This is a genomic window from Candidatus Zixiibacteriota bacterium, from assembly GCA_035574315.1.
Taxonomy (GTDB): Bacteria; Desulfobacterota; Binatia; order UBA9968; family UBA9968; genus DATLYW01.
In genome coordinates, this window is record DATLYW010000048.1 from 31014 (window position 1) to 52401 (window position 21388).

Genomic DNA, 21388 nt, shown 5'->3' on the forward strand with positions numbered 1-21388 from the left:
CTGTCGAGTGCGCGGGTGCTGGAAATCAGCGCTGCGGCTTGAGAGCCAGGAACAGGGTGCTCTCGCCGCGCCGGACCAGGAAGAGGATCCCTTTTCCCTTGCGCGCGCCGGCGATCGCCTTCTTGTAGTCTTCGACGCTGCGTATGGGCTTGCGATCGATCTCGACAATCACGTCGCCGCGTCTGAGCCCGGCGTCGTCGGCCGCGCTGCCCGGCTCGACGGCGGTCACGACCACGCCGTCGGCTTTTTCCAGGCCCAGGCTCTCGGCGATCTGCGGCGTCACCCGCTGCACGGTGAGACCCAGCTCTCCCTTCTCCGCCGCCGAGGCGACCACCTCCTCGTCCTTCAGCTCGCCGATGGTGACGTTGAGCACCACCTCTTTCTTGTCGCGCAGGACCTTCATCCGGACCTTCTTGTCGACCGGAGTTCGCGCGACGATTATCGGCAGCTCGCCCGAATCCCTGATCTCGCGGCCGTCGAACTCGATGATCACGTCTCCGACCTTCACGCCGGCCTTCTCCGCCGGACCGTCCTTGGAAACGTTGGCGACCAGGGCGCCACGCGCCTTTTCCAGCCCCAGGCTCTCCGCGATTTCCGGCGTCACCTTCTGGATCAAGACGCCGAGATAGCCGCGCGTCACCTTGCCCTTGCCGCGCAGCTGCGGCAGCAGCTCCTTCACCAGGTTGATCGGAATGGCGAAGCCGATGCCGATGTTGGTCCCCGACCGGCTGAAGATCGCGGTGTTGATTCCGATCACCTCGCCGCGCCAGTTGATGAGCGGCCCTCCCGAGTTGCCGGGATTGATCGAAGCGTCGGTCTGTATGAAGTTGTCGTACGGCCCCTGCCCGATGTGGCGTCCCTTGGCGCTGACGATTCCGGACGTCACGGTGCTGTCGAGGCCGAAGGGGTTGCCGATCGCCATCACCCATTCGCCCACCTCAAGGCGGTCGGAGTCCCCCAGGCTGGCCACCGGGAGCTTGGTGTTGGCGTTGATCTTGATGATCGCGATGTCCGTCTTCGCGTCGCGGCCGATGACCTTCGCTTCGTACTCTTGCTCGTCCGCCAGCTTGACGACGATCTTCTGCGCGTTTTCGACGACGTGGTTGTTGGTCAGGATCGAGCCGTCGGCGTCGATGATGAAGCCGGAGCCCAGGCTTCTCTGCCGCTGAGGCCCGCGCGGAATCGGCCCGCCGAAGAACCGGCGCCAGAATTCGTTGAACGGGTCGTCTTCGCCGAACGGGCTGCCGAACTCCTGGCCCCGCCCTTCGCTCACTTGCATGGTCGAGATGTTGACCACCACCGGGCGCAGCTTCTTCGAGAGCGCGACGAAATCGGGAAGCGGCGTTCCGCTACGGCTTTCCGCCGGAGCCGCTGCATCCCCGAGGTTCAGGGCTCGGCTCGGTACCATCCAATCGAAGCTGCCGCTGATGCCGAGGCCGACCAGCAGCGAGGTCACGGCGACAACGACCGCTGCTTTGGCGCTCACCTTGCCGTTCCAGATTCTGTCCATTCCCTTTAGGCTCCTATTTTCTCTTGACCGCCTCCACGTACTTCATCCGGAGGTCGTAAAGGACGTCCTCGAGCAGCCGTTCCTCTCCATCGCTCAGATTTCCCCGCGTCTTGTCGCGCAGCATGCCGAGAATGTCGATCATCTGCTTGGCCATGGAAATGTCCGTCTCGACCTTTCCGTCGAGCGGATTGGGGATCTCCCCCAGATGCATGAGGGCTTGAGTACTCAGGCTGATGACGAAAGCGGAGAAGTTGATTTCTGCAAACGGCTCGCCCCGCGGCTGTGCGGGACGGCCGGTGCCCGACTTACTCTCGGCGGTTTCCGAGGCCGAAGAGCTGTCCGTGTCTCCCGTACCTTCGCGAGGCTCTCCGGTCTCGGAAAACCGCCGCCGGTCCTGAACGACGAACCCGCGACCCTCTCGTTTTTCTCCCCCTTCCGCCATCACTGTTTCCCTAGAGAGAAAAAAAGCCCGGAAACGTGCTCCGCGTGCGCGGGTTTCCAGGCGGTGTTCGGCTCGATCTGCAAAAAATCAGACCCTGGAGTCAAACCGTGCGGCGTCTCTCCTCTCGCGGTTCCCTTTCCAGCGACCGCGGCGCTTCGGATTCAACTCTAATGCGCCACCCCCCCCTTGTCAAGGTAGCCATTTCAAGCAACTTTTCGAGCTTCTCGATGACCTCGCCGGGTTGCAGCGCCGTCAGACACTCCCGCTGAGCACAGCTCTTCATCGCCGCGCGGGAGCACGGTGAGCAGTCTACCCCCCGGGAGACGATCGTGACGCGCACGCCTCGCGGCGCCCATCGCCCGGGGCTCGATGGCCCGAAGAGGGCCACGGTCTCGACACCGGCCGCCGCGGCCAGGTGGGTCACCCCGCTGTCGTTGCCGACGTAGAGGTCGCAGCGGCTGAGCAGCGCGGCAAGCTGCTTGAGATCCAGACCGCGAACCGGCAGCATCGCGCCGTCGAGCTCGCGCGCAAGCCCCCGCTCCTCTTCCGCCGGACCGAAGACGACGAGTGCCCTGCCACCCGTTCGCCGCCTCCACCAGCGCCCGACGGCTCGGAAAAATTCGGCGGGCCAGTTTTTCTCTGCCGCGCCGCTTCCGGGAGCGAGCGCCAGCAGCGGGAGACCGCGGCACCCGTGCCGCTCGAGGAAGGAGTCGCTCCACTCTATGGCCGCCGCGCTCAGACGGATCCGCGGCCGCGCCCGCGGATCGGGCGGCGCGCCGCAACACGCCAGGTAGTGATCGATCTGATGCGTCCGGCCGCAAGCGGGCTCCGGCGGAAACACGCCCGTCCCGCGGGCGGCGCGCGCCAGCTCGGCGGCGAAGCCAGGCGCGTGAAAGCCCAGCCAAGAGTAAACCGCGGCGTATTCCTCGAAGAACCGCCGGACGGCCGGTTCTTCCGCGGCTCCGGGCGCGAACAGGCGCCGGACCTCGTAACGCTCGAGCGAACCTGTGTGAACCTCCGGCGGCGCGAGCGCGGCGAGATCGCTTCGCGCCAGGAGCAGGTCGACCGCCGATCTCCCGGCCAGCCATTCGAGGGCCGGAAGAAAGCAAAGGAAGTCACCGAGCGCTCCCGGAAACAGGACCAGCGATCGATCGCGTGCCGGTGTCACGGCTCCTGCACCCTCCCGGGCCGCATCGCGGCGCCGTTTCATTGACATCTCCAGCTCGACAATATAGCATGTCTTCCGATTCGCATCCGCTTTCTCCTCGGAAAGACGAAGAAAAAAGTGGCTGGCTCCAACGGTACCCGCTCCGTTCTCGATCTCATCGGTTCGACCCCCGTCGTCAGGCTGCGGTCGCTTCCCGGCCCCAACGATGCCGAAGTGTGGGCCAAGCTCGAGTATTTCAATCCGGGCGGCTCGGTCAAAGACCGTATCTGCCTGAACATGATCGAGACCGCGGAGCGTCAGGGCAAGCTGAAGCCCGGGGCAACGATCATCGAGCCGACCAGCGGCAACACCGGCATCGGGCTTGCGCTGGTGGCGGCGGTCAAAGGATACCGCTTGATCCTGACGATGCCCGACACGATGAGCGAGGAGCGCCGCAGCCTGCTCGCCGCCTACGGCGCCCGGCTGGTGCTGACTCCGGACACCAAAGGAATGGGCGGCGCGATTCACAAGGCCGAAGAGCTGCTCCAGGAGCACAGCGACTATTTCATGCCCCAGCAATTCAACAACCCGGCCAATCCGGAGATGCACCGTCGCACCACGGCGGTCGAGCTGCTCAGGCAGTTCAAGCGCATCGACGCCTTTGTGGCCGGGGTCGGCACCGGCGGAACCATCACCGGTGTCGGCGAAGTGCTGAAGGAGAAAATGAAGGACGTCCGGATCTGCGCCGTCGAGCCGGCCGCGTCCCCGGTCATCTCGGGCGGTGAGCCCGGCTATCACAAAATCCAGGGCATCGGCGCCGGCTTCATCCCGGCGGTCCTGAATCGCCAGATCCTCGACGAGGTGATCACGGTGACCGACGCGGACGCCGCCGCTTATTCGCGCCGGCTGGCGGCCGAGGAAGGGCTGTTGGTGGGAATCTCCTCGGGCGCCGCGTGCTGCGCCGCTCTGAAGGTCGCCCGGACGCTCGGGAAAGGCCACGTGGTGGTGACGATCTTCGCCGACAAGGGCGAGCATTACCTGAGCACCGACCTCTTCGGAGAGCGCCGATGGACGCAAAGTACGAACGGCTGAGCGCCATTCTCGAAGCGACGGGCGGCGCGCTCGTCGCTTTCTCCGGCGGGGTCGACTCCACCTTCCTGCTGAAGGCTGCGTACCGGGCGCTGGGAGAACGGGCCGTCGCCCTCACAGCCGCTTCACCCGCCGTTCCCCCGGGCGAGCTGGAGGCTGCAAGCGCCTTTGCCGCCGCTCTGGGCTGCCGCCACGTCGTGGTGGAATCGCACGAGCTCGGTAATCCGGATTACGCGAAGAATCCCTCCAACCGCTGTTTTTTCTGCAAGGACGAGCTCTATCGGCTCTGCCGCGCGGAGGCGGAGCGGCTCGGTCTCGGCGTTGTGATCGACGGCACCAATCTCGACGACCTCAAGGACCACCGGCCGGGGCTGCAGGCGGCGCATCAGTGGAGGGTGCGCCATCCGCTCGTGGAGGCGGCGATGACCAAGGAGGACATCCGGCGCTATAGCCGTGCGCTCGGGCTCCCGACGTGGGACAAGCCTTCGAGCCCCTGCCTGTCATCGCGGTTCCCCTACGGCACGGAGATCAATCTCGAGCGGCTGCGAAGGGTGGCGGCCTGCGAGCTGTTCCTGAAAGAGCTCCGCTTCCGCGAATTCCGCGTCCGCTACCACGGGGATCTCGCGCGAATCGAGGTGGCCCAGGACGAGATCGAGCGGCTGTTCGAGAAGCGCACGCGCGACGCCGTCGTCGAGCGATTCAAGGCGCTGGGGTTCAAGTACGTGAGCCTCGACCTCCAGGGCTATCGCTCCGGGAGCCTGAACGAGGTTCTGAGCCGTCCCACGCCTTAGGGCCAGGCCCGAGAAGAGCCTCGGCCACCGCCAGATCTTCGGGAAGCGTGATTTTGATATTCGACCGGTCGCCTTCAATGACGACCACGGGTTCTCCCATCCGTTCTACCAGTACCGCGTCGTCGGTTCCCTGAAAGTCCTCGCTTAGGGCACGTCGGTGCCCCTCGAGGATCAGGCTGTACCGAAAAGCCTGCGGCGTCTGAACCTCCCGGAGCGCGTCGCGCTCCAGCGTCGACTGCACGCGGCCGTCCGGCGTCACGACCTTGATGGTGTCCCGGGCGGGAACCCCGGGAACGGCGGCGCCGTGGCGGTACGCCGCTTCGGCGCAGGCGTCGACCAGCGCCGGCGGGACCAGCGGCCGCGCGCCGTCGTGGATCAGGACGATGTCGCGGTCCGGGGGGATCCGTTCGAGGCCGCGCCGCACCGATTCCTGGCGTGTGCTGCCGCCTTCGGCCAGTGTCCAGCTCCGGCCCCCGATCGCTGGATCGGCCTGGAGCAACGCCCGGCAACGCTCGATCCGCCCGGGAGCCACGACGACGACCACATCGGCGACGGTTCTCGCCGCGAAGATGCGGTCCAGCGTCCGCAGGAGAATCGGACGACCCGCCAGCAGCACGTAGGGCTTCGGCTCGCCGCAGCGCATGCGGCGGCCTTCGCCGGCGGCGACTACGATCGCGCTGGCGCGCACGGTGGTCCCCAGAAACAAAAGAGCCGAGAGTGCAGGCTCTCGGCTCGAAAAAACAGCATGGCGGCAAGAAGGTCAGTGGGTGAAGATATGGCGAAGCTCCTCGAGAATCTTTTCTTCCGAGTGGGCGCGGGCGATCGAAAGCTCCTTGACCAGCAGGTTCTGGGCCGTATCGAGCATCTTCCTTTCGCCGAAGGAAAGCTCTTTATCGCCCTTGAGCACGAAGAGGTCGCGCAGCACTTTGGCGATTTCGAGGATCGAACCGGTTTTGATCTTTTCGGTGTATTCGCGATAGCGGCGATTCCAGGTCTGCTGGTCGGTGCCGACTTTCTTTTCCCTGAGGACCTTGTAGACCTTCGATACCATGGCCCGATTGATGACCTTCCGCAGGCCTACTGACTGGACGTTGTCGACGGGAATCATGATCTTCATGTCGGTTTCGAGGATCCGCAGCATGTAAAACTTCTTCTCGGTCCCCGAAATGACGTGCGTGCGGATGGCCTCGATTTCGCCGACGCCATGGGCGGGATAAACAACCTTCTCGCCAACCTTGAACATAAAAACCTCCTCGTGAGCGAACGCCTGTGCGCTTGATTCGGATTTCGGGGACAACGGAAACCGACAGGTTGGATCGGCAGCAGTGCCGAATGGATGGGATGGAACGCCCGCGGACCGCCGTGCGATAACTGGATACGCCTCGTTGCCATTCGGTTGTTCATCCCGCCGGAAGCAGGCTCCAAGAAAACAGCGCTCAGCTGACTCGGACCGCGGGCTCTTAATCGAAATTTAATATACACCAGGGCCAGTCGCGGCGTCAAGCGCAGCCGAATTGTAAACCCAGAAGTTTCAACGATTTAGGGGGGAAATGTCGGAAAGCTCTGAGAGAGCCCTGCGCCGTCTAGCGTCGCAGCACGAGAGCCATCGTCAGCGCGTCCTCGCCGTTGTCGGCGTAGTAAGCGCGCCTGACCCCGGTTATGCGAAAGCCGAGTGACTCGTAAAGCCTTTGCGCCGCGGTATTTGAACGTCGAACTTCAAGTGTTACTCGAGACGACCCCCGACCGCGGGCCTGGCCGATGACCTGCTGCAGCAGTCGCCGCCCGATGCCGCGGCGCCGGTAAGCGGTGTGAACCGCGAGGTTGTGTACGTCGACCTCGTCGGGCAGCAGCCAGAAAATCACGTAGCCGACGATCCTTTCACCGGCGACCGCCAGCAGAGCGCGCGCACAGGGCGCCTGGATCTCTTCGATGAAGAAGCGTTCGCTCCAGGGAGACGCGAACGAGGTCCGCTCGATCTTCATGACCTCGTCCAGGTCGGCGAGGCTCATCTCGCGAAAGGCGATCGCTTCGAGGCCCGCAGGCAAGTCACAGGAAGCGCGCTTTTCCTGCGCCTTGAAAGCTTTCATCGAGGCATTCCGCGGTCGCGGTCAATGCTGGCGCGCCGCGCGCGCGGCGCTTTCTTCTTTCACCAGATAAACCTCGAGCAACTTATTGCCGGCGCGGTGAACGAAACCGGTGACCTTCTCCCGGAGCGGGATGACGGTGGTGAACTCGGGCGGGAACGCTCCGATGCTGGATGAGATCCTGCGGATGCGCTCGTCCGGACACTTGCCGCGCACGATGAACTGCCCGTTTTGCAGCGCCAGATCGTAGTCGTAATCGGGCATCTCTTTTGGCAGGTCGGCCTGCGCGGGAAGGCCGAGGTCCGGCACGGCGCGCGGAAATTCCAGCCTCAGGAGATAAGCGCCGCCGCGGTCCTCGAGGGTATAGACGTTGCCGTAGCGCCGCTCGCGCTCGAGCTTCTCGACGAATCCCCGCGAATAAAAGCCGTCCACCGGAACGGGCACTTCCCTGACAACCCCGGTTTGGCGCTTGAGGAGCGGTTGCAGCAGGACAGCCAGCCCGGTCCCGTACCACGCGGGCCGAAGGGTCATCTCTTCCGCCGGCTTCGCGTAAAAAAAGCCGTCGCGCAATCGCCAGACGCCCTCCAGGGCGCCGAGGATGATGCCGACCAACACGAAAATATTGATCTCCTGGCTGAAGAGGATCTGCGGTCCGTTGGTCAGCGCCGCGATCGCCATCGCGATCACCGGATAGAGAATCACGTTATGCAGGACGTTCAGCCCCGTGCTTCCCGCCGCGCTGAAGACGATTGGATTGCCGACGGCATCCTCGAGCTGCTTCTTTATCGGATGCGGCAGCGCGCCGAGCAGCGGCTGGGCGGCGAAGAGCACGAGCGCGCGCCAGCCGCGCGACAGGGGAGCTGCGGTGCGATACCGGCTGGAGACCTCTTCGAAGCTCGCCGGCAGCTCGTTCGGAAAGGTTTTCTTGGGTCTGGCTTCCTTGCCGGGGGGCGGAGCTGCGGGGGCCGGTTTCGGCGGAGGAGACGCGGCGGGTGCAGCGTCGGGCCCCGCCGGCTTTGCCGCCGCAGGCTTGGCCTCCGCGGCCGGAGCCGCGGCGACCTGCGGGGCTGGCGCCGCAGCAGCGGCCTGGGCAGCGGGCTTGGGCGCGGCGGCCCCTCCGCCCTTGCGGAAGCGAGAGGGGAAATTCTCGCCGAAGTCGATGTCCTTGTGGAGTGCGCGGGCACGCGCGATCAAGACCTCTTCGCTCTCGATGTTGTTCGGGTCCGTGATGCAGCAGTCGACGGGACAGACCGCCGCGCACGCCTCGTAGTCGTGAAAGCCCACGCATTCGGTGCAGAGTTGAGGATCGATCTTGTAGATATTCTCACCCTGGCTGATCGCATTGTTCGGGCACTCGGGCTCGCACGCGCCGCAGTTGATGCAATCGCTGGTGATGATGGTTGCCATGGTGGATTTTGTAATTACTGGTTTCGCGCTAGGTTGTCAATAAACCAGTAGATCTTGCAACTGTCGAAGGGATCGTGTTAGCTAGCAGAGAGGGGCGGCGTACCCAAGTGGTTAAGGGAGAGGTCTGCAAAACCTCGATGCAGCGGTTCGAATCCGCTCGCCGCCTCCAGACTTACCGGCACGGCGAGCGACCGTTACCCGCTCCGAGCTGTGCGGGGCCTTCTGGTTGATCGCTTTCGCTGTGCGAGCGCGTCTTCGACCTGGGGGCAGGCCCGCGTTTGCCAGGCTTTTCAGCCGCTCCGCCGCTCTTCGAACCGCCGCGAGCGCCCGATCTCGATCCGCCGATCGAACGCCCGCAGTGGACACTAGCGTGGCGGCGCTTCGCTTACCTAGCGAATCTCAGCTTGTTCGGGCCTCCCGAGAACGCGTGCCTCACCTGGGCGTTGTCGAACACAGCCACCCCGAAAGCGTAATCTTTGCTTAGATCGTCGAACTGGACGTCATAGCGGCTTCCGGTCTTGAGCTTGCGGGAAAATTCCAGCGTCCAGACTCCGCGGCTCCACATCGCCCGTGCCGCGATGTCGCCCCGGTCGCCTTCCAGGGGCGCGATCACGATGCCCGCGACCTCCTGCCCCGGCTTGTATTTGCCGCTGTCGAGGGGCTCTTTCTCCCGATCGAGGATCCAGTAAGGCGGAGCCGGCTTGTTGCCTTTGGCCCCGAACTTCGGTCCCTTCCGGTCGTCCGCAACGTTGTCCGTGTACCCGCCGCCGGTCTTGGGATCGCTTTTTCTGCCCGCCTCCGGCGCTTTCTCTTTGTCGTAACGCGTGCTGTCGAGATACTGATCGTCGATCTGTCCGACGGGCCCTGTGCGTACCCGCTTCCAGTGCCAGATATCCGCCATCTCGCCGGGATTGGCGGTGTACTTGTTCCCGTAGGCCTTGCCTGCCTCGCCTGCGTGGCAGACGACCATGCAGCCCGCGGCCTCGAAGCCGGCGACGTTGATGTTCCATATCATCGCGAGCTTGTCTTCGTAGTAGCGGTTGTTGTCGCCGCCCTTGTCGTTCGGGTCCTTCAGCTTGAGCCACGAGCCATCGGCTTGCTTGACCCACGGAGACCGCCGCACGCTGTCGGTCGGATCGCGCCAGCGCGCGAGGAAGAAAACGTTGCTGTCGGTCTACAGAGCCTTAAGAGCGACTTCCGTGGCGCCTTTGTGGAGATTGGCGCCGCCGGCGACCGGAATGGTGATCTCGCGGGCTTTTTTCCAGATCGCGTCCACTTTGCCGTCGAGCACCGGGGCCGTATCGGTTTTGACGGCGATCAGAAGCCCGCTCTCTTCCGCGGTTTGACCCGGTCCGATCCATGCCCCGGCCGCGGCGAAAATCAAGAACGCTCCTGCCCAAAGACCGATCTTCTTCATGACGTCCTCCAGCGGCGCCGCGGGCCTGCGGGAGCTCTGCCGCGCTCAGGCTTCTCCCGACTCCCATCGCCGGCGCCACAGTTCGAGCCTGCACCCTGAACGGATCGCGGCGCAGCAAGCGTCGCGGCTCAACGCGTAGATGGCGGCCTCGACCCGGTTGCGCAGGCCGAGCTTGCGAAAGATGTTCTCGATGTGGCGCTTGACTGTCGCGGGGCTGATCCCTAGAACCGATGCGATCTCCTTGTTGGTGCGCGACAGAGACAAGAGCTCCAGAACCCTCTCCTCGGCGGCCGTGAGCACCATCGATCGTTTGCTCTCCGCCGTCTGTCGATTCATCGCTTTCACGGCTTCTTCAGATCGATGTCCCGCGTGATCACGTCGCTGCTGCGCCGCACCTCGATCGTTTCGCTGCGAACGCCGAGATCCGGATGCCAGACCTCCAGGCGGGCTTTCCCCACGGGAACGCCTTCGATTCGAAAAAGGCCCCGCTCGTCCACCGCCGAGAAGTAAGGATGCGGCTTGACCACCACGAAGCCTTCCATATTGGGGTGAGCGTTGCACAGGATGCGCGCGATACCGGGCTTCTCGAAGGTCGTGCCGCGAGTCTTCCCCGGCGGATAGAGGCCGAGGTCGAAGTCCTTCGCGCCGCCCCTGGAGTAGACGTTGTGGAACGTGTTGTCGTTGTTCGGGAAGTCGACCGCGGTCCCGACCAGCACCGGCAGCACGCGCGGGATGAACTTCATGTTGCGCTGATCCATCACCGCCTTGCCGGGCTTGACGCCCGCGAGGCTTGCCGCGATTTTTTCGCTCGCCACGCCTTCCACCGAAACCACCACGTCGCGCGCCGGCCTTCCGCCGACGGTGATCGTCCCCTTGATGGTAGCCGAGCGCGCCGGAGCCGCAGGCGCCGCAAGGAACACGGCCAGCAGCGCGAGCCTCGCCGTCTTCACGAAGGAGTTCATTTTTTGGCCCCCGTTCCCGGTGTGTAGAAGAAGTCGACGCTGTGCGAGGCTCCCGCCTTGACCTCCACCTGTTTCTCCAGCGTCCCCAGGGTCTCGTGCCAGACCTTGAGCTTGTAGCTGCCTGTTGGAACTTCGTTGATCATGAACTCGCCGTAGATGTCGGTGGTCGCCTGGTAGGGATGCTCGGCGACCGAGATGTAGGCCGACATCCAGGGATGGACCTCGCAAAGGATCCTGACCAGACCGGCGTGGACAAGAGGCTTTCGGCTCACGCGCCCCGGGTACAGTCCGACGTTGAACTGAGGCTGCCCATCGGGGAAGAACGCGTGGGCGGTATGCAGGATGGGATCGGAGTTCTTAAACAGGACGAACTGCCCGACGCTGGCGGTCTGGACATGAGGCACGAAGCGGCACCGCACGTTGTCGAGCTCGTGGACGGTCTCCTTTTCCACGGTCTTGCCGCGCGTCACGCCCTCCAGCATCACCACCGCATAACGCAGGCCCTGGCCGGGGCCGACGATCAGGGTTTCGTTGGGAACGTTCTTGCAGATCTCCTTGTACTTGGTGATCTTGAGCGGCGGCAGCTTCGGCACCGCTCCGCGAAACTTCACGGTGCCGCGAATCGTCCCGCCGTTGACCACGGTGATCTCCTCGTAGGCGCCGAGTGCCGGAGGGGCCACGAGAGCAAACAACGCGAGCAACGACAGGACCGGCATCTTCGCGGTTTTGTTCGACATGGTGCCCTGTCGCAGCAGCAACGCCCATGCCACGAACCAAAGTGAAATTCCACTTGTTTTTTCGAAGCCGCCGCGTCGGTTTCGCAACTCTGCAAAAAACCGCGCCGCACAGATCGCACCGGTAGGAATTGCCGCGCGAGCGGCGTTCGATGCAAGAAGCAGATGCTTCGGCGCCGGTCTTGCTCGCAGCTTCGCTCAGTAAGACGTCGAACCGCTCTGCGCGCGGCTCACGGGAAAGCGCAGCGGTTGAATGGCTTGAACGGTTTGGACCCTTGCCTGAGCGCGGAAATAGTAGTGAGCTCACCGGCCCTTGCGAAGCTGTCGCTCTGCGCAGAGGAAGCGAGCGCAAGATCCAGGTGCGGGAGCGCTTCCTGGCACAGCGCGCTCCCGCGGAATCTTACACAGGTTTCGCAGTGCCGCCGGGGAGCGCCTGGTAAAGCTCAGCTCTTCTTTGAGGTCTGGACCATGAAGGGAGCGATCTGTTGCTTTACCTGCGAGCTCCCGCAGCTTGAGCACCTGATGCCTTCTTTCTTGGCTCGTTCGAGTTCCGCGAACGAATAAGTCAGCTGAAAGATCTTTTCGCACTTCTGGCAACGAAACTCGTAAGTTGGCATGGCTGCCCTCTCCTGATGGATGAGAAAAACAACGAGCATCTCCCCGGCGGTTCCGCGCCGAGCGTAGCGCCCGGACCGACGGGTAGCAGAACAGCGAAAATTTAATTTCAGCCAAAACAGAGTCAAGCAACCAAGGCGGCGTGAAGGCGATAGCGTCGGTGCTCAGGGCTTGCAAAGGCCGGGAAATCACAAGCTCCCGCCGCGCTCGAATCGCGACGCGACTTGGTCGAAGGCCTCCAGTATCCGGCGGGCGGGTGGGCGATCGGCCGGTTCGCGGCTTCGGTGGGCGAAGAGAACGTTTCCGGCCCGATCGAGGAGAAAGTCACCACCGCCTTGGAAGACGTCCTCGCTGCGCTCGAATCGGGGCAACTCCGCTTCCCGCCATCGCCGCCAGTAAAAGCCGAGCGTCGCCGGCGCGAGAAGCCTGAACCAGGAAAACCTCTTCAGCCCGAAGGCTCGATAGGCGTCTCGGCCCGGGTCCGAAAGCAGGCGGAACGGCCACTGCTGCTGCTCCCGGTAGTCGGCCAGCCGTGAGGGCGGGGCGAAGGAGACGACGACGACAGTAATCCCGCGCCGGTCGAACTCCTCCTTGAGATCGCGCACCTCCCCGAGGTGCTCCCGGCACGGAAGTCAGGCAAGATGTCTGAGAAAAATCAGGAGCAGGTAATCGCTAAAGCACTCGCTGAGCGAAACGGAACGGCCGCCCGGATCGATTAGCCTGAGTCGATCGAGATCGACCGATTGCATGAAGACCGCAACGGCGCAGGAGCGGCAGGAAAGACAGAGTGCGTCGGCCTGGCTGCCGGCCCGGGGCAAGGCAAATCACTTCTCCGCGCGCAACGCGCGCGGAGAAAGCGGTTTTTGCCGGCACCCGGACGACGGCCGGGCCGAAACTAGAGTTGCGTGGCGACGGTGCGGTGACGCCCGTCGCCGGTCGGAAGCGGCCACCACCGCCCCCGACCGAAAACAGCTACCAGCGGTTCCGACCGCCGCGCCGATCGCCGCCCCGGTCGCCTCCGAACCCGGAGCGCTTTTCGAGCGGACGAGCTTCGTTGACCGTCAGGCTCCTCCCCTCCAGATCGCTCCCGTTGAGCGCCTGGATCGCCCGTTGAGCCTCCTCGGCCGTGCTCATCTCGACGAAGCCGAAGCCTCGGGATCGGCCGGTGAACTTGTCGGTGATCACCCTTGCGGACTCCACGGTGCCGTGCGCCGAGAAAATTTCCTGCAGCTGCGCGTCCGTCGTCGAATACGGAAGGCCGCCGACGTAGATTTTAGTACCCATGTTCTCCTCCTGTGAGGGAAAAACCGTTAGTGTCTTTGACCCTGTGAACCAGATCCCGCCTTGAGCAGAACATGGAATACAAACACGCTCTGGTCGGATAATGCGCGTAGGAGCGAATCGCAAGGAAAGACGGACAAGCCTTCAACTCCGCCAATATTCAACCGTTCAGAAGGCTCCATACTGAATGGCAATCGAAGCTTACTTGTTTTCCCCGCCGATTACAAGGGATAACCGCAGGCGCGCTGGACCCCCCGCTATTGCACCCGCAGGGCCTTTTATATTAAGGGTGCGGTTGGCCTGAAGCCAATGGCCACTAACACTAAGGAGGATGACTCATGTACCAGACCAATATGTACGAGGGCATGCTGGCCGAAACCGTGACGATGCAAGGCCACAATGGCGACATCATCAACGCCTACATGGCCCGGCCCCTGGGCAGCGGCCCTTTCCCCGGTATGGTGCTCATCCACCACGCCCCGGGCTGGGACGAATGGTACCGCGAGTGCACGAGGAGGTTCGCGCACCACGGCTATGTCGCCATCTCTCCCAACCTTTATTTCCGGGAAGGCCACGGGACCCCGGAGGACGTGGGCGCCAAGGTGCGGGCGGCCGGGGGAGTCCCCGACGACCAGGTGCTCGGCGATCTCGCCGGGGCCCAGCGCCTGCTTCGCTCGTTGCCGTACGTGAGCTCGAAGGTAGGAATCTTCGGCACGTGCTCGGGCGGCCGCCACGGCTTTCTCGCCGCCTGCCGGCTCAAGGGCTTCGACGCCCTGGTGGAGTGCTGGGGCGGGCGCGTGGTGATGTCAAAGGAGGAGCTCACACCCAAGCAGCCCGTCGCACCCATCGACTATACCAGGGATCTCTCCTGTCCCATGATCGGCTTGTTCGGAAACGAGGACAAATCGCCTTCGCCCGAGCAGGTGAACCAGCACGAGGCCGAGCTCAAGCGGCACGGCAAAAGCTACGAGTTTCATCGCTATGACGGCGCCGGCCACGGCTTTTTCTACTACGACCGGCCCGCTTACCGGCAGGAGCAGGCCGTCGACGGCTGGAAGAAGGTTTTTGCGTTTCTGGAAAAACACCTGCGAGGCTAAAGGAGCCACCATGTGCACCATGATCGTTCATCAGGCCAAGATCGACGGGCGCGGCAAGGGACCCGGCGGCTGGTTCAAGGTCCGCGAAGCCAACGTGTCCTATGACCACCCGTACGACATGCCCCTCGAGCACGCGGTCAACATCGACTTCGTCGACGAGGCCGCGGGGCCGGCCGCTCGCGTCGCCGTGGAGCTGAGCGTCGAGGCGGCCCGGAGCCTCGTCAAGACCATCGAAGCGGTCCTGGCCCAGGCCGAGGCCCGCGGCGTCCTGGAGGATTCTCCCGCCGGCGGGAGGCGCTAGAAGGCTGGCCCAACGAAACTCGACCGCCGGCGGCGCCGTGATTTCACCGTGCCGCCGCGGTCGCCTTCCCGCGCGGTTGCGCCTGAAGACCGGATCACCTGGAGACACCCGAGAAAATCCGGCCCTGGTCGTCCCTTCTTTACCGCGACTACCGGCTGATATGGAGCGCGAGCGTGCTCGCCGCGCTCTCGGTCCAGGTGCGCGGCATCGCGGGGGTCTACCAGGTCTACGAGCTTTCGGGCTCGGCCTTCCAGCTCGGCGTCACCTCGTTTCTCCAGGCACTGCCGTTCGTGCTGTTCGGGCTGTTTGCCGGCGTGATAGCGGACAGCTTCGACAGAAAAAAGCTCCTGCTCCTGAGCTTCCTGCTGCAGGTCGTCCCCGGCCTGCTCCTTGCCCTGCTCACGCTCTCGGGCACGGTCCGGGTCTGGCACATTTACACCCTGGGCTTCATCGGCGCCGCCGTGGAGGTCTTCAGCTGGCCGGCCCGCGCGGCCATGGTGCCGCGCCTGGTGCCGCCCCCGGTGCTGATGAATGCGGTGGCGATCAACACCATGATCATCCAGACGAGCTTTCTCGCCGGTCCGGCGATCGGAGGTTTCCTGATCGACCGCAGCGGTCTCGTTGCAACCTATCTCATCGGCGCGATGGCCTTCGTCCCCGCTGCGCTCGCCATCCTGCTCGTCCGCACGCCGGGAGCGCCTGAAGGCGGGCGCCGGGCGATCGGTCTTCGCAGCCTCTGGGAAGGCGTGGAGTTCATCTGGATTCAGCGGATCGTCCTCTCGCTTTTCCTGCTCGATTTCGGCGTGACGCTGGTGGGCTTCTATCGCCCCCTGCTGCCGGTCCTGGCGGCCGACCTTTTCCGCGTGGGCGCCACGGGACTCGGCATCCTGTACGCGGCGCCCTCCATCGGCTCGCTCCTCGGCTCGATGGCGGTCCTGGCGGCTGGCGACGCTCGCAGAAAGGGCGTGCTCGTGATCGTCGCTGCGCTCTGCTTCGCCGGCGGCCTCGCGCTGCTCGGCGTCTCGCGCTGGTTCTGGCTTTCGGCCGCCGCGGCCGTCCTGCTGGGCTTTACCGATTCGATCAGCGTGGCCGTCCGCCGCACCGTGGTGCAGCTGCTGGCGCCCGACGCGATGCTCGGCCGCGCCTCGGGGCTGATGGTCGTCTTTGCCCAGGCGACCAACGGCCTCGGAGCGCTGCTCGCCGGCGCGGCGGCGCAGGCGATCGGTGCCCCGACCGCTCTCCTCGCCGGCAGCGCGGCGTGCGTCGTCATCGTTTTCGGGATCAGCCGCGCGATTCCGCAGCTGTGGGCCTATCGCTCGTGATAGGAAGGAAGTCAGTAGAGACGGCGAAAGAAGCCGCTTTCCTCGAGCCGATTGCAGAAGGACATGTCGGCGACCTCCTCCGGCTTCACTTGCGAGGCTTTCGGATTGAGCCCGTGCTGGCTCATGAGCTTGAGCACCGAGGCAACACCCCGCAGGGTCGGGCACGGCTTCTTCGGCAGCTCGCCAACCAGTGTCTGGTAGGCCTTCTCCACGCGCTCGGGTTTGTCGAGACGCAGGTTGCGGGCCAGGCTCTTGAGCACAATCTCCTTGTTGGCGGGCTTGTGGATGAAGGCGACCCCTTCCACCGTCGCCTTGACCAGACCGTCGATCAGTTGCGGGTTGGACCGGATCAACGAGCGCGAGACCACGAGCCCCGAGGACTGGAACGGAATTTTTTCCTTCCCCGTATCGACCAGCACGCGGTAGCCCTCGCTGATCACCACCTGGCCGAACTCAGGGGAAAGGCTGGTGGCTTCCACACTTCCCGCGCGTAAAGCCCCCAGCCGTTCCGGCACTCCGCCGATGCCCAGCAGCACGATATTGTCGCGGCGTGGGTTGAGCCCCAGGTAATCCAGCGCCACATAGGTCGCGAGCGAAGCGGAGCCCGACGGCGTTCCGATCGCGACCTTCTTTCCCTTGAGATCCTCGCCGCTCTTGACGGCCGGCCGCGCGATGAAGAGATAGTCGAGCGTGTTCTGCAGCCCGAGGATCATCACCAGATCTCCGCCGGCGGTGACGGTGTTGGTGACGTGCGTGGCGCCGACGAGCCCTACCGGCACCTGGCCGGCGAGCATCGCCTGGGTGGCGCGCCCCGCAATGATGAAGACCAGATCGACGTCCGCGCCGTACTTCTTGTAAAAGCCTTGCTCCTTTGCGATCCAGAGCGGTGCGACGTTGGCGCTGATCGCGCCGTGCGCCAGAAGAATCTTTCCCGACCCTTCCGCCGCAGCCGCCGCGCCGGTGGCCAACAGGAAGCCGCACAAGCCCAAAACCAGCCCGATAACCCTCATCGATTTCACCTCGACTCCTGAAAAATCCCCCTGGTCCGATCCGCTAGGCCTTCCAGCCGTGGACCGAAACGTCCACCAGCGTTCCGACCGGATCGTGCACACCCATCTCGGCGAACCGCCCGTCACGCGGTTTGGGGGAGGCCTCCCTTTGCGCTCCGCAGGCGGCCGCCGTCTTGAGCGTCGCCTCCATATCCTCGACCTGGAAGCCGAAGTGGTCGATCCCCTCGCGCTCGCCCCGCGCTGGCAGAATCGCCATGTTGATGTAGCCGTCGGTGAGATAGATCGCCCGCTTGCCGTCGCTGCGCACGGGGCCGCGCCACGCTTCGGTCATGCCGAACGTCTTCTTGTAGAAGTCGGCGGTCTTTTCCTGGTCCTCCGCCTTGATTGCAATATGTCTGATCTTCGCCATCGTTCCCCTCCCTGTCACCTTGAAAGCTTCTCGACGAATCCGCTTTTCTTGATCCCGTCCAGAAAACTTGTATCGACGAAATAGCCCGGCGGCCGGCCTTTCGCCCCGACCTGCTCCAGCTCGGCCCGCAGCGCCTCCTCGTCGGGATAGGGTAGCGGCTTGAGCCCCGCGGCGACGTCGTCCACCCACGCCCCGAGATGCTCGTCCTCGAGGCCGCGCATGTACTTTTTCAGGATCCCCACGGTGCCCTCCCGGTTGGTCCTGAAATAGTGGATCGCCTCGACGTAGGCCTGAACGACGCGCAGCACCGCAGCTCGATCCGTCCTGATCTTGCGCTCCGTGGTGGTGAGCGGCCCGTCGAGGCCCTTGAAGCCCAGCTCGCGCGCGCTCGCGCCCTCCAGCGGCCGCGCGAGACCGCGGAAAACGAGCAGCATGCCCGAGTCGCCCAGCACCCCGACCTCGATCTTTCCCGCCTCCAGAGCCTGGGCCACGCCGGGAGTCCCGCCCATCTGCAGGATGCTGGCGTCGGTTTCCCTTAATCCGACCTTCTTGAGCGCCCGTCGCAGGAAGGTGTCTCCCGCCGAGCCGTACTGGGTCACGCCGACGATCTTGCCTTTGATTTCGGCGAGGCTTCGCAGCGACGAGTCGCGCCGGACGAAGACCCGCTGCGACGAATAGCTGGACGGCGACGCCAGCATGACGACGTCGGCCCCTTTTTCCCGCGCTCTCACGATCGCCGCCGTTCCCGCGACGATGTAGTCGAGATCGCCGGCAATCAGCGCCTGAACCGTGCGCGGCGTTCCCGGGATCAGGACCACGTCCGCGCTGAAGCCGTACTTCGCGAATAACCCCGCGTCGCGAGCGACCCAGAGAAGCCCCTGCCCTGGATTGATCGCGACGTGGGCGAAGGTGAGCTTTTCGGCCGCGGCTGCGCCGCGGCCCAGGAAATGGAGCGCCAGAAACGCGACCAGGATCGACTTCCCCATAAGCGCCCCACCTTTACTTCCACGCCGGCTCCAAGTCAATGGACTGGCCCCGTCGTTCGATGTCCCGCGTCTGCGTGCGGCGTCCAGCGCTTTGCCGATCTGCATCCGCTGCCAACCCAGCCGCTGGACAGCGGCGACCAAACCGGGATATGCGTATCACGATGCTTCGAGTGCTTTCCTTCCTTCTCGCGGCATTCCTGGTCAGCGCACCCGCTGTCTGCCACGGTGCCGGGGAGCTCCGGCGAATCCTTTACGGGACCAGCGCCTCGCCTTCGCACCTTCCCGTCTGGGTCGCCAAGGACGCGGGCTACTTCGCCCGCCGCGGGCTCCAGGTCGAGCCGGTTCAGATCCGCGGCGGCTCGCTGATCACGCTGGCGATCGTCACCAACAACCTTCAGTTCTCCGGCGTCGGCGCCGAGTCCGTGGTGGCCGCCCGGGCGGCCGGCGCCGATGTGGTGTTGCTCGCCTGCCCCGTGAACGCCGACCCCGTTTATCTGATCGCCCGCCCGGAATTCAGGTCACCCGCCGAACTCAGAGGCCAGGCGACCGCCGTCACCCGCTACGGCTCCACCACTCATTTCTACCTGCGCGCCGCGCTCAAGCACATCGGGCTCAATCCGGACAGGGACATGATCGTGCTCCAGCTCGGCGCGGGACCGGAAATGGTCGCGGCGCTCGAGGCCGGGCGGATCGCCGCCGCAGCCCTCACGGCGCGCTACGCCATCCCCTTCCTCGAGCGCAACTGGCCCGTATTCGTCGACCTCAGCAAGACCGATCTCGTCTATCCCTCTTCCTGCGTGACCAGCAGCCGGACCTTCATTCGCGCGGAGCCGCGGGTCACGGAGAGCTTTCTCAAGGCTTACGTGGCCGGCATCCGCCTGATCAAGAAGGACCACCGCTTCGCCGAGGCATCGCTCGCCAGGTGGCTGCGCGAGAAGGACCAGACGATCGTCAAGAAATCGGTCGAGGCCTACGCTTCCCTGTTCAAGACCGCACCGTTCGTGCCTGATCGGGGAATCGAGAACGTCGTCAAGGATCTGATGCTCTACCGGCCGGAGCTCAGGGAGTACGTCGGCTGGCCCGAGCCGTTCCGCGAGCACGGGCCGCTCGAACGGGCCCTGAGCGGACGCTAGCGGTGAACCACGCGACGGCCCGTCTCATGGTCCAGTCGTCCAAGAGTTCGACCGACTCAAAAGGAGGAAATCATGGGTTTCAAGATCAACCACCTGCACCTCAAATCTCCGGATACCCGCCGGACCGCGGACTGGTACGTCGAGAACGTCGGCGCCAGGATCGTCTCGGAGCGCAAGGAGCCCAACGGCGAGACGAGCTACCGGCTCGACCTCCACGGTATTCCGGTGCGCGTGACGGGCTTTCTTCCCGAGCAGAAGCTTGAACAGCACTACGGCCTCGAGCACGTGGCGATCGACGCCGACAACTTCGCCGAAGAGGTCGCCCGGATCAAGGCGCGCGGCGTGAAGATTCTCGAGGAGCGCGTTCTCGCCGACGGCCGCCACGTCTGCTTTTTCGAGGGCCCCGAAGGCGTGCGGCTGGAGTTTCTGGAAGTAAAAGGGTGATGGTTTCCCGTTCCGTCCGTCTCTTCGCGCAGACCCGGCGGCTCCGCTCGCCGGTCTTTCGCGGCTTGAACGGCGCATCGGTGTCCGGTCAGCCGTTGCGCGGCCCGCTTGAACGGCCTCGATGTCCGTGATTAAGGCAGCCGAACTCCATGTCGCCGCAACTCCTCGCCTGGCTCACCGCGCTTTCCTTCGCCGCCTCCAACGTCTCGGTTCGTAGGGGGTTCGCTCACTCGACGCCGCTCACCGCGACGTTCGTCTCGCTCCTCGTCCACACGGTCGTCCTCTGGACGGTGCTGCTCACGACGACCGGAATTCCCGAGCCCAACTGGACGGCGCTGGCGGCGATCGGGCTCACCGGCCTGATCCAGCCGGCGATGCGCCACTGCCACTACACGGGGATCCACAAAATCGGCACCGGCCGCGCGGTGACGCTCCGCAACACCTATCCGATTTTCACGGTCGCCGTCGGCATCCTCGTCCTCGGCGAGCCTGCAACCGCGGCCGGCCTGATCGGCACGGCCCTCATCATCGTCGGCGTCGTGCTCACGTCGTGGCGCATCGACCAACACCTCCCCGCCTTCCGCTGGAGCTACCTGCTTTATCCCTTCGCGACGGTCCTCCTCACCGCCCTGGTGCACCCGCTTCGCCGTTTCGCCCTGACGCAGTCACACGAGCCGCTCTTCTTCACGGCCGTAATCGGGCCGATCTCGCTCCTCGCCTTCGGCGTCTACTACGCGCTGCCGATCTGCGGCGAAAAGCTCGTGTGGGACCGCCGCGCCGTCAAGCCGATCCTTCTCTCCGGAGCCTTCGAGACCCTCGCCGTGCTCCTCATGCTGTTCGCCTTCTCCCGCGGACCGGTGGTCGTCGTCTCGCCGATCACTGCGACCGCGCCGATCTGGACGGTCATCCTGGCCGCGATCTTCCTGCGCGAGTTCGAGCACGTTACCCCCGCGAGCGTGCTCGGCACGATCTGCGTCGTCGCCGGCGTCATCGCCGTCTCCCTGGCCTAAAAACAGCTCGAAAGGAATTCACGAACCACCGGCGTTCGGCCGGTCGGGGGTCTCCCGAGTAAAGAAAGGAGGGACCGGATGAACCGAAGAGCCACCGCTCCGTGAGGAGCAGGCGATCGCACGTTTCCGGCAGTCCTTTCCGCCCCTCGAGCCCCTTGCGCCCCCGACTGTCCTCGTGTCGCCGCTCTCGGAGACCT

Annotated in this window: 23 protein-coding genes, 1 tRNA gene and 3 pseudogenes; 9 read left to right on the forward strand and 18 right to left on the reverse strand. The window is 64.6% G+C overall.

Annotated features, from left to right (window positions below; genetic code table 11):
- Window positions 1–25: 25 nt before the first annotated feature.
- From VNN77_16475 to VNN77_16485, 3 genes are all read right to left on the reverse strand, one after another.
- Window positions 26–1510 (reverse strand): DegQ family serine endoprotease, encoded by a 1485-nt coding sequence (locus VNN77_16475; protein ID HXG52996.1) that lies wholly within the window; start codon window positions 1508–1510, stop codon window positions 26–28.
- 13 nt (window positions 1511–1523) lie between these two features.
- Entirely contained in the window at window positions 1524–1952 is a 429-nt protein-coding gene (locus VNN77_16480; GenBank protein HXG52997.1) for a DUF1844 domain-containing protein, read from the reverse strand.
- Between the two features lie 100 nt (window positions 1953–2052).
- Window positions 2053–3162 carry a glycosyltransferase family 9 protein gene (locus tag VNN77_16485; GenBank protein ID HXG52998.1) on the reverse strand — a complete coding sequence of 370 codons (1110 nt, stop codon included), beginning with the start codon at window positions 3160–3162 and terminating at the stop codon, window positions 2053–2055.
- A gap of 75 nt (window positions 3163–3237) precedes the next feature.
- Between VNN77_16485 and cysK the strand changes: the two genes are divergently transcribed.
- Together cysK and larE are read left to right on the forward strand one after the other, a co-directional pair.
- On the forward strand, window positions 3238–4191 hold the full coding sequence (gene cysK / locus VNN77_16490; protein ID HXG52999.1) for a cysteine synthase A: 954 nt from the start codon (window positions 3238–3240) through the stop codon (window positions 4189–4191).
- On the forward strand, window positions 4167–4979 hold the full coding sequence (gene larE / locus VNN77_16495; protein ID HXG53000.1) for an ATP-dependent sacrificial sulfur transferase LarE: 813 nt from the start codon (window positions 4167–4169) through the stop codon (window positions 4977–4979). The genes cysK and larE overlap by 25 nt, the downstream gene beginning before the upstream one ends.
- Here the strand turns inward: larE and ispD are convergent.
- The 4 genes and pseudogenes from ispD to VNN77_16515 form a co-directional block, all read right to left on the reverse strand.
- Window positions 4903–5667 carry a 2-C-methyl-D-erythritol 4-phosphate cytidylyltransferase gene (gene ispD / locus VNN77_16500; GenBank protein ID HXG53001.1) on the reverse strand — a complete coding sequence of 255 codons (765 nt, stop codon included), beginning with the start codon at window positions 5665–5667 and terminating at the stop codon, window positions 4903–4905. The genes larE and ispD overlap by 77 nt on opposite strands.
- A gap of 72 nt (window positions 5668–5739) precedes the next feature.
- Entirely contained in the window at window positions 5740–6222 is a 483-nt protein-coding gene (locus tag VNN77_16505) for a CarD family transcriptional regulator (GenBank protein ID HXG53002.1), read from the reverse strand.
- A 340-nt stretch (window positions 6223–6562) separates the two neighbouring features.
- Complete coding sequence (gene rimI, locus VNN77_16510) at window positions 6563–7066, reverse strand: ribosomal protein S18-alanine N-acetyltransferase (protein ID HXG53003.1); 504 nt, start codon at window positions 7064–7066, stop codon at window positions 6563–6565.
- Between the two features lie 1179 nt (window positions 7067–8245).
- Window positions 8246–8470, reverse strand: a pseudogene (locus tag VNN77_16515) (YfhL family 4Fe-4S dicluster ferredoxin).
- 93 nt (window positions 8471–8563) lie between these two features.
- Between VNN77_16515 and VNN77_16520 the strand changes: the two are divergent.
- Window positions 8564–8639, forward strand: a tRNA-Cys gene (locus tag VNN77_16520).
- A 216-nt stretch (window positions 8640–8855) separates the two neighbouring features.
- Here VNN77_16520 and VNN77_16525 read toward each other — a convergent pair.
- From VNN77_16525 to VNN77_16560, 8 genes and pseudogenes are all read right to left on the reverse strand, one after another.
- Window positions 8856–9629: pseudogene (locus tag VNN77_16525) on the reverse strand (ethylbenzene dehydrogenase-related protein).
- A 15-nt stretch (window positions 9630–9644) separates the two neighbouring features.
- Window positions 9645–9887, reverse strand: coding sequence for a hypothetical protein (locus tag VNN77_16530; protein ID HXG53004.1), 243 nt, complete (start codon window positions 9885–9887; stop codon window positions 9645–9647).
- A gap of 45 nt (window positions 9888–9932) precedes the next feature.
- A complete protein-coding gene (locus VNN77_16535) occupies window positions 9933–10223 on the reverse strand; it encodes a LuxR C-terminal-related transcriptional regulator (GenBank protein ID HXG53005.1) in 291 nt (96 codons plus the stop codon).
- 5 nt (window positions 10224–10228) lie between these two features.
- A complete protein-coding gene (locus tag VNN77_16540) occupies window positions 10229–10849 on the reverse strand; it encodes a hypothetical protein (protein HXG53006.1) in 621 nt (206 codons plus the stop codon).
- On the reverse strand, window positions 10846–11586 hold the full coding sequence (locus tag VNN77_16545; GenBank protein HXG53007.1) for a hypothetical protein: 741 nt from the start codon (window positions 11584–11586) through the stop codon (window positions 10846–10848). Before VNN77_16545 ends, VNN77_16540 begins: the two co-directional genes overlap by 4 nt.
- 440 nt (window positions 11587–12026) lie before the next feature.
- Window positions 12027–12239 carry a zinc ribbon domain-containing protein gene (locus tag VNN77_16550; protein HXG53008.1) on the reverse strand — a complete coding sequence of 71 codons (213 nt, stop codon included), beginning with the start codon at window positions 12237–12239 and terminating at the stop codon, window positions 12027–12029.
- Between the two features lie 147 nt (window positions 12240–12386).
- Window positions 12387–12818, reverse strand: a pseudogene (locus VNN77_16555) (peroxiredoxin-like family protein).
- 352 nt (window positions 12819–13170) lie between these two features.
- Window positions 13171–13482: an RNA-binding protein gene (locus VNN77_16560; GenBank protein ID HXG53009.1), complete on the reverse strand. Its 312-nt coding sequence runs from the start codon at window positions 13480–13482 to the stop codon at window positions 13171–13173.
- A 335-nt stretch (window positions 13483–13817) separates the two neighbouring features.
- On the opposite strand from VNN77_16560, the gene VNN77_16565 reads away from it, so the two are divergent.
- The 3 genes from VNN77_16565 to VNN77_16575 all read left to right on the forward strand — a co-directional run bounded on the left by VNN77_16565 (window position 13818) and on the right by VNN77_16575 (window position 16199).
- The gene (locus VNN77_16565; GenBank protein HXG53010.1) at window positions 13818–14576 is read left to right on the forward strand and encodes a dienelactone hydrolase family protein; all 759 of its coding nucleotides are present in this window, start codon (window positions 13818–13820) and stop codon (window positions 14574–14576) included.
- 10 nt (window positions 14577–14586) lie between these two features.
- On the forward strand, window positions 14587–14877 hold the full coding sequence (locus tag VNN77_16570) for a DUF6295 family protein (protein ID HXG53011.1): 291 nt from the start codon (window positions 14587–14589) through the stop codon (window positions 14875–14877).
- Between the two features lie 116 nt (window positions 14878–14993).
- On the forward strand, window positions 14994–16199 hold the full coding sequence (locus VNN77_16575; protein HXG53012.1) for an MFS transporter: 1206 nt from the start codon (window positions 14994–14996) through the stop codon (window positions 16197–16199).
- Between the two features lie 11 nt (window positions 16200–16210).
- Here the strand turns inward: VNN77_16575 and VNN77_16580 are convergent, their stop codons facing one another.
- The 3 genes from VNN77_16580 to VNN77_16590 are packed head-to-tail and all read right to left on the reverse strand — an operon-like array spanning window position 16211 to window position 18604.
- A complete protein-coding gene (locus tag VNN77_16580) occupies window positions 16211–17209 on the reverse strand; it encodes an ABC transporter substrate-binding protein (protein HXG53013.1) in 999 nt (332 codons plus the stop codon).
- 43 nt (window positions 17210–17252) lie between these two features.
- Window positions 17253–17618 (reverse strand): VOC family protein, encoded by a 366-nt coding sequence (locus VNN77_16585; protein HXG53014.1) that lies wholly within the window; start codon window positions 17616–17618, stop codon window positions 17253–17255.
- Window positions 17619–17632: 14 nt separating this feature from the next.
- On the reverse strand, window positions 17633–18604 hold the full coding sequence (locus VNN77_16590) for an ABC transporter substrate-binding protein (protein ID HXG53015.1): 972 nt from the start codon (window positions 18602–18604) through the stop codon (window positions 17633–17635).
- Window positions 18605–18753: 149 nt separating this feature from the next.
- Between VNN77_16590 and VNN77_16595 the strand changes: the two genes are divergently transcribed.
- The 3 genes from VNN77_16595 to VNN77_16605 all read left to right on the forward strand — a co-directional run bounded on the left by VNN77_16595 (window position 18754) and on the right by VNN77_16605 (window position 21191).
- Complete coding sequence (locus VNN77_16595) at window positions 18754–19737, forward strand: ABC transporter substrate-binding protein (GenBank protein HXG53016.1); 984 nt, start codon at window positions 18754–18756, stop codon at window positions 19735–19737.
- A gap of 72 nt (window positions 19738–19809) precedes the next feature.
- On the forward strand, window positions 19810–20181 hold the full coding sequence (locus VNN77_16600) for a VOC family protein (protein HXG53017.1): 372 nt from the start codon (window positions 19810–19812) through the stop codon (window positions 20179–20181).
- Window positions 20182–20330: 149 nt separating this feature from the next.
- Window positions 20331–21191, forward strand: a complete 861-nt coding sequence (locus tag VNN77_16605; GenBank protein HXG53018.1) for a DMT family transporter — start codon at window positions 20331–20333, stop codon at window positions 21189–21191.
- The last annotated feature ends 197 nt before the right edge of the window (window positions 21192–21388 follow it).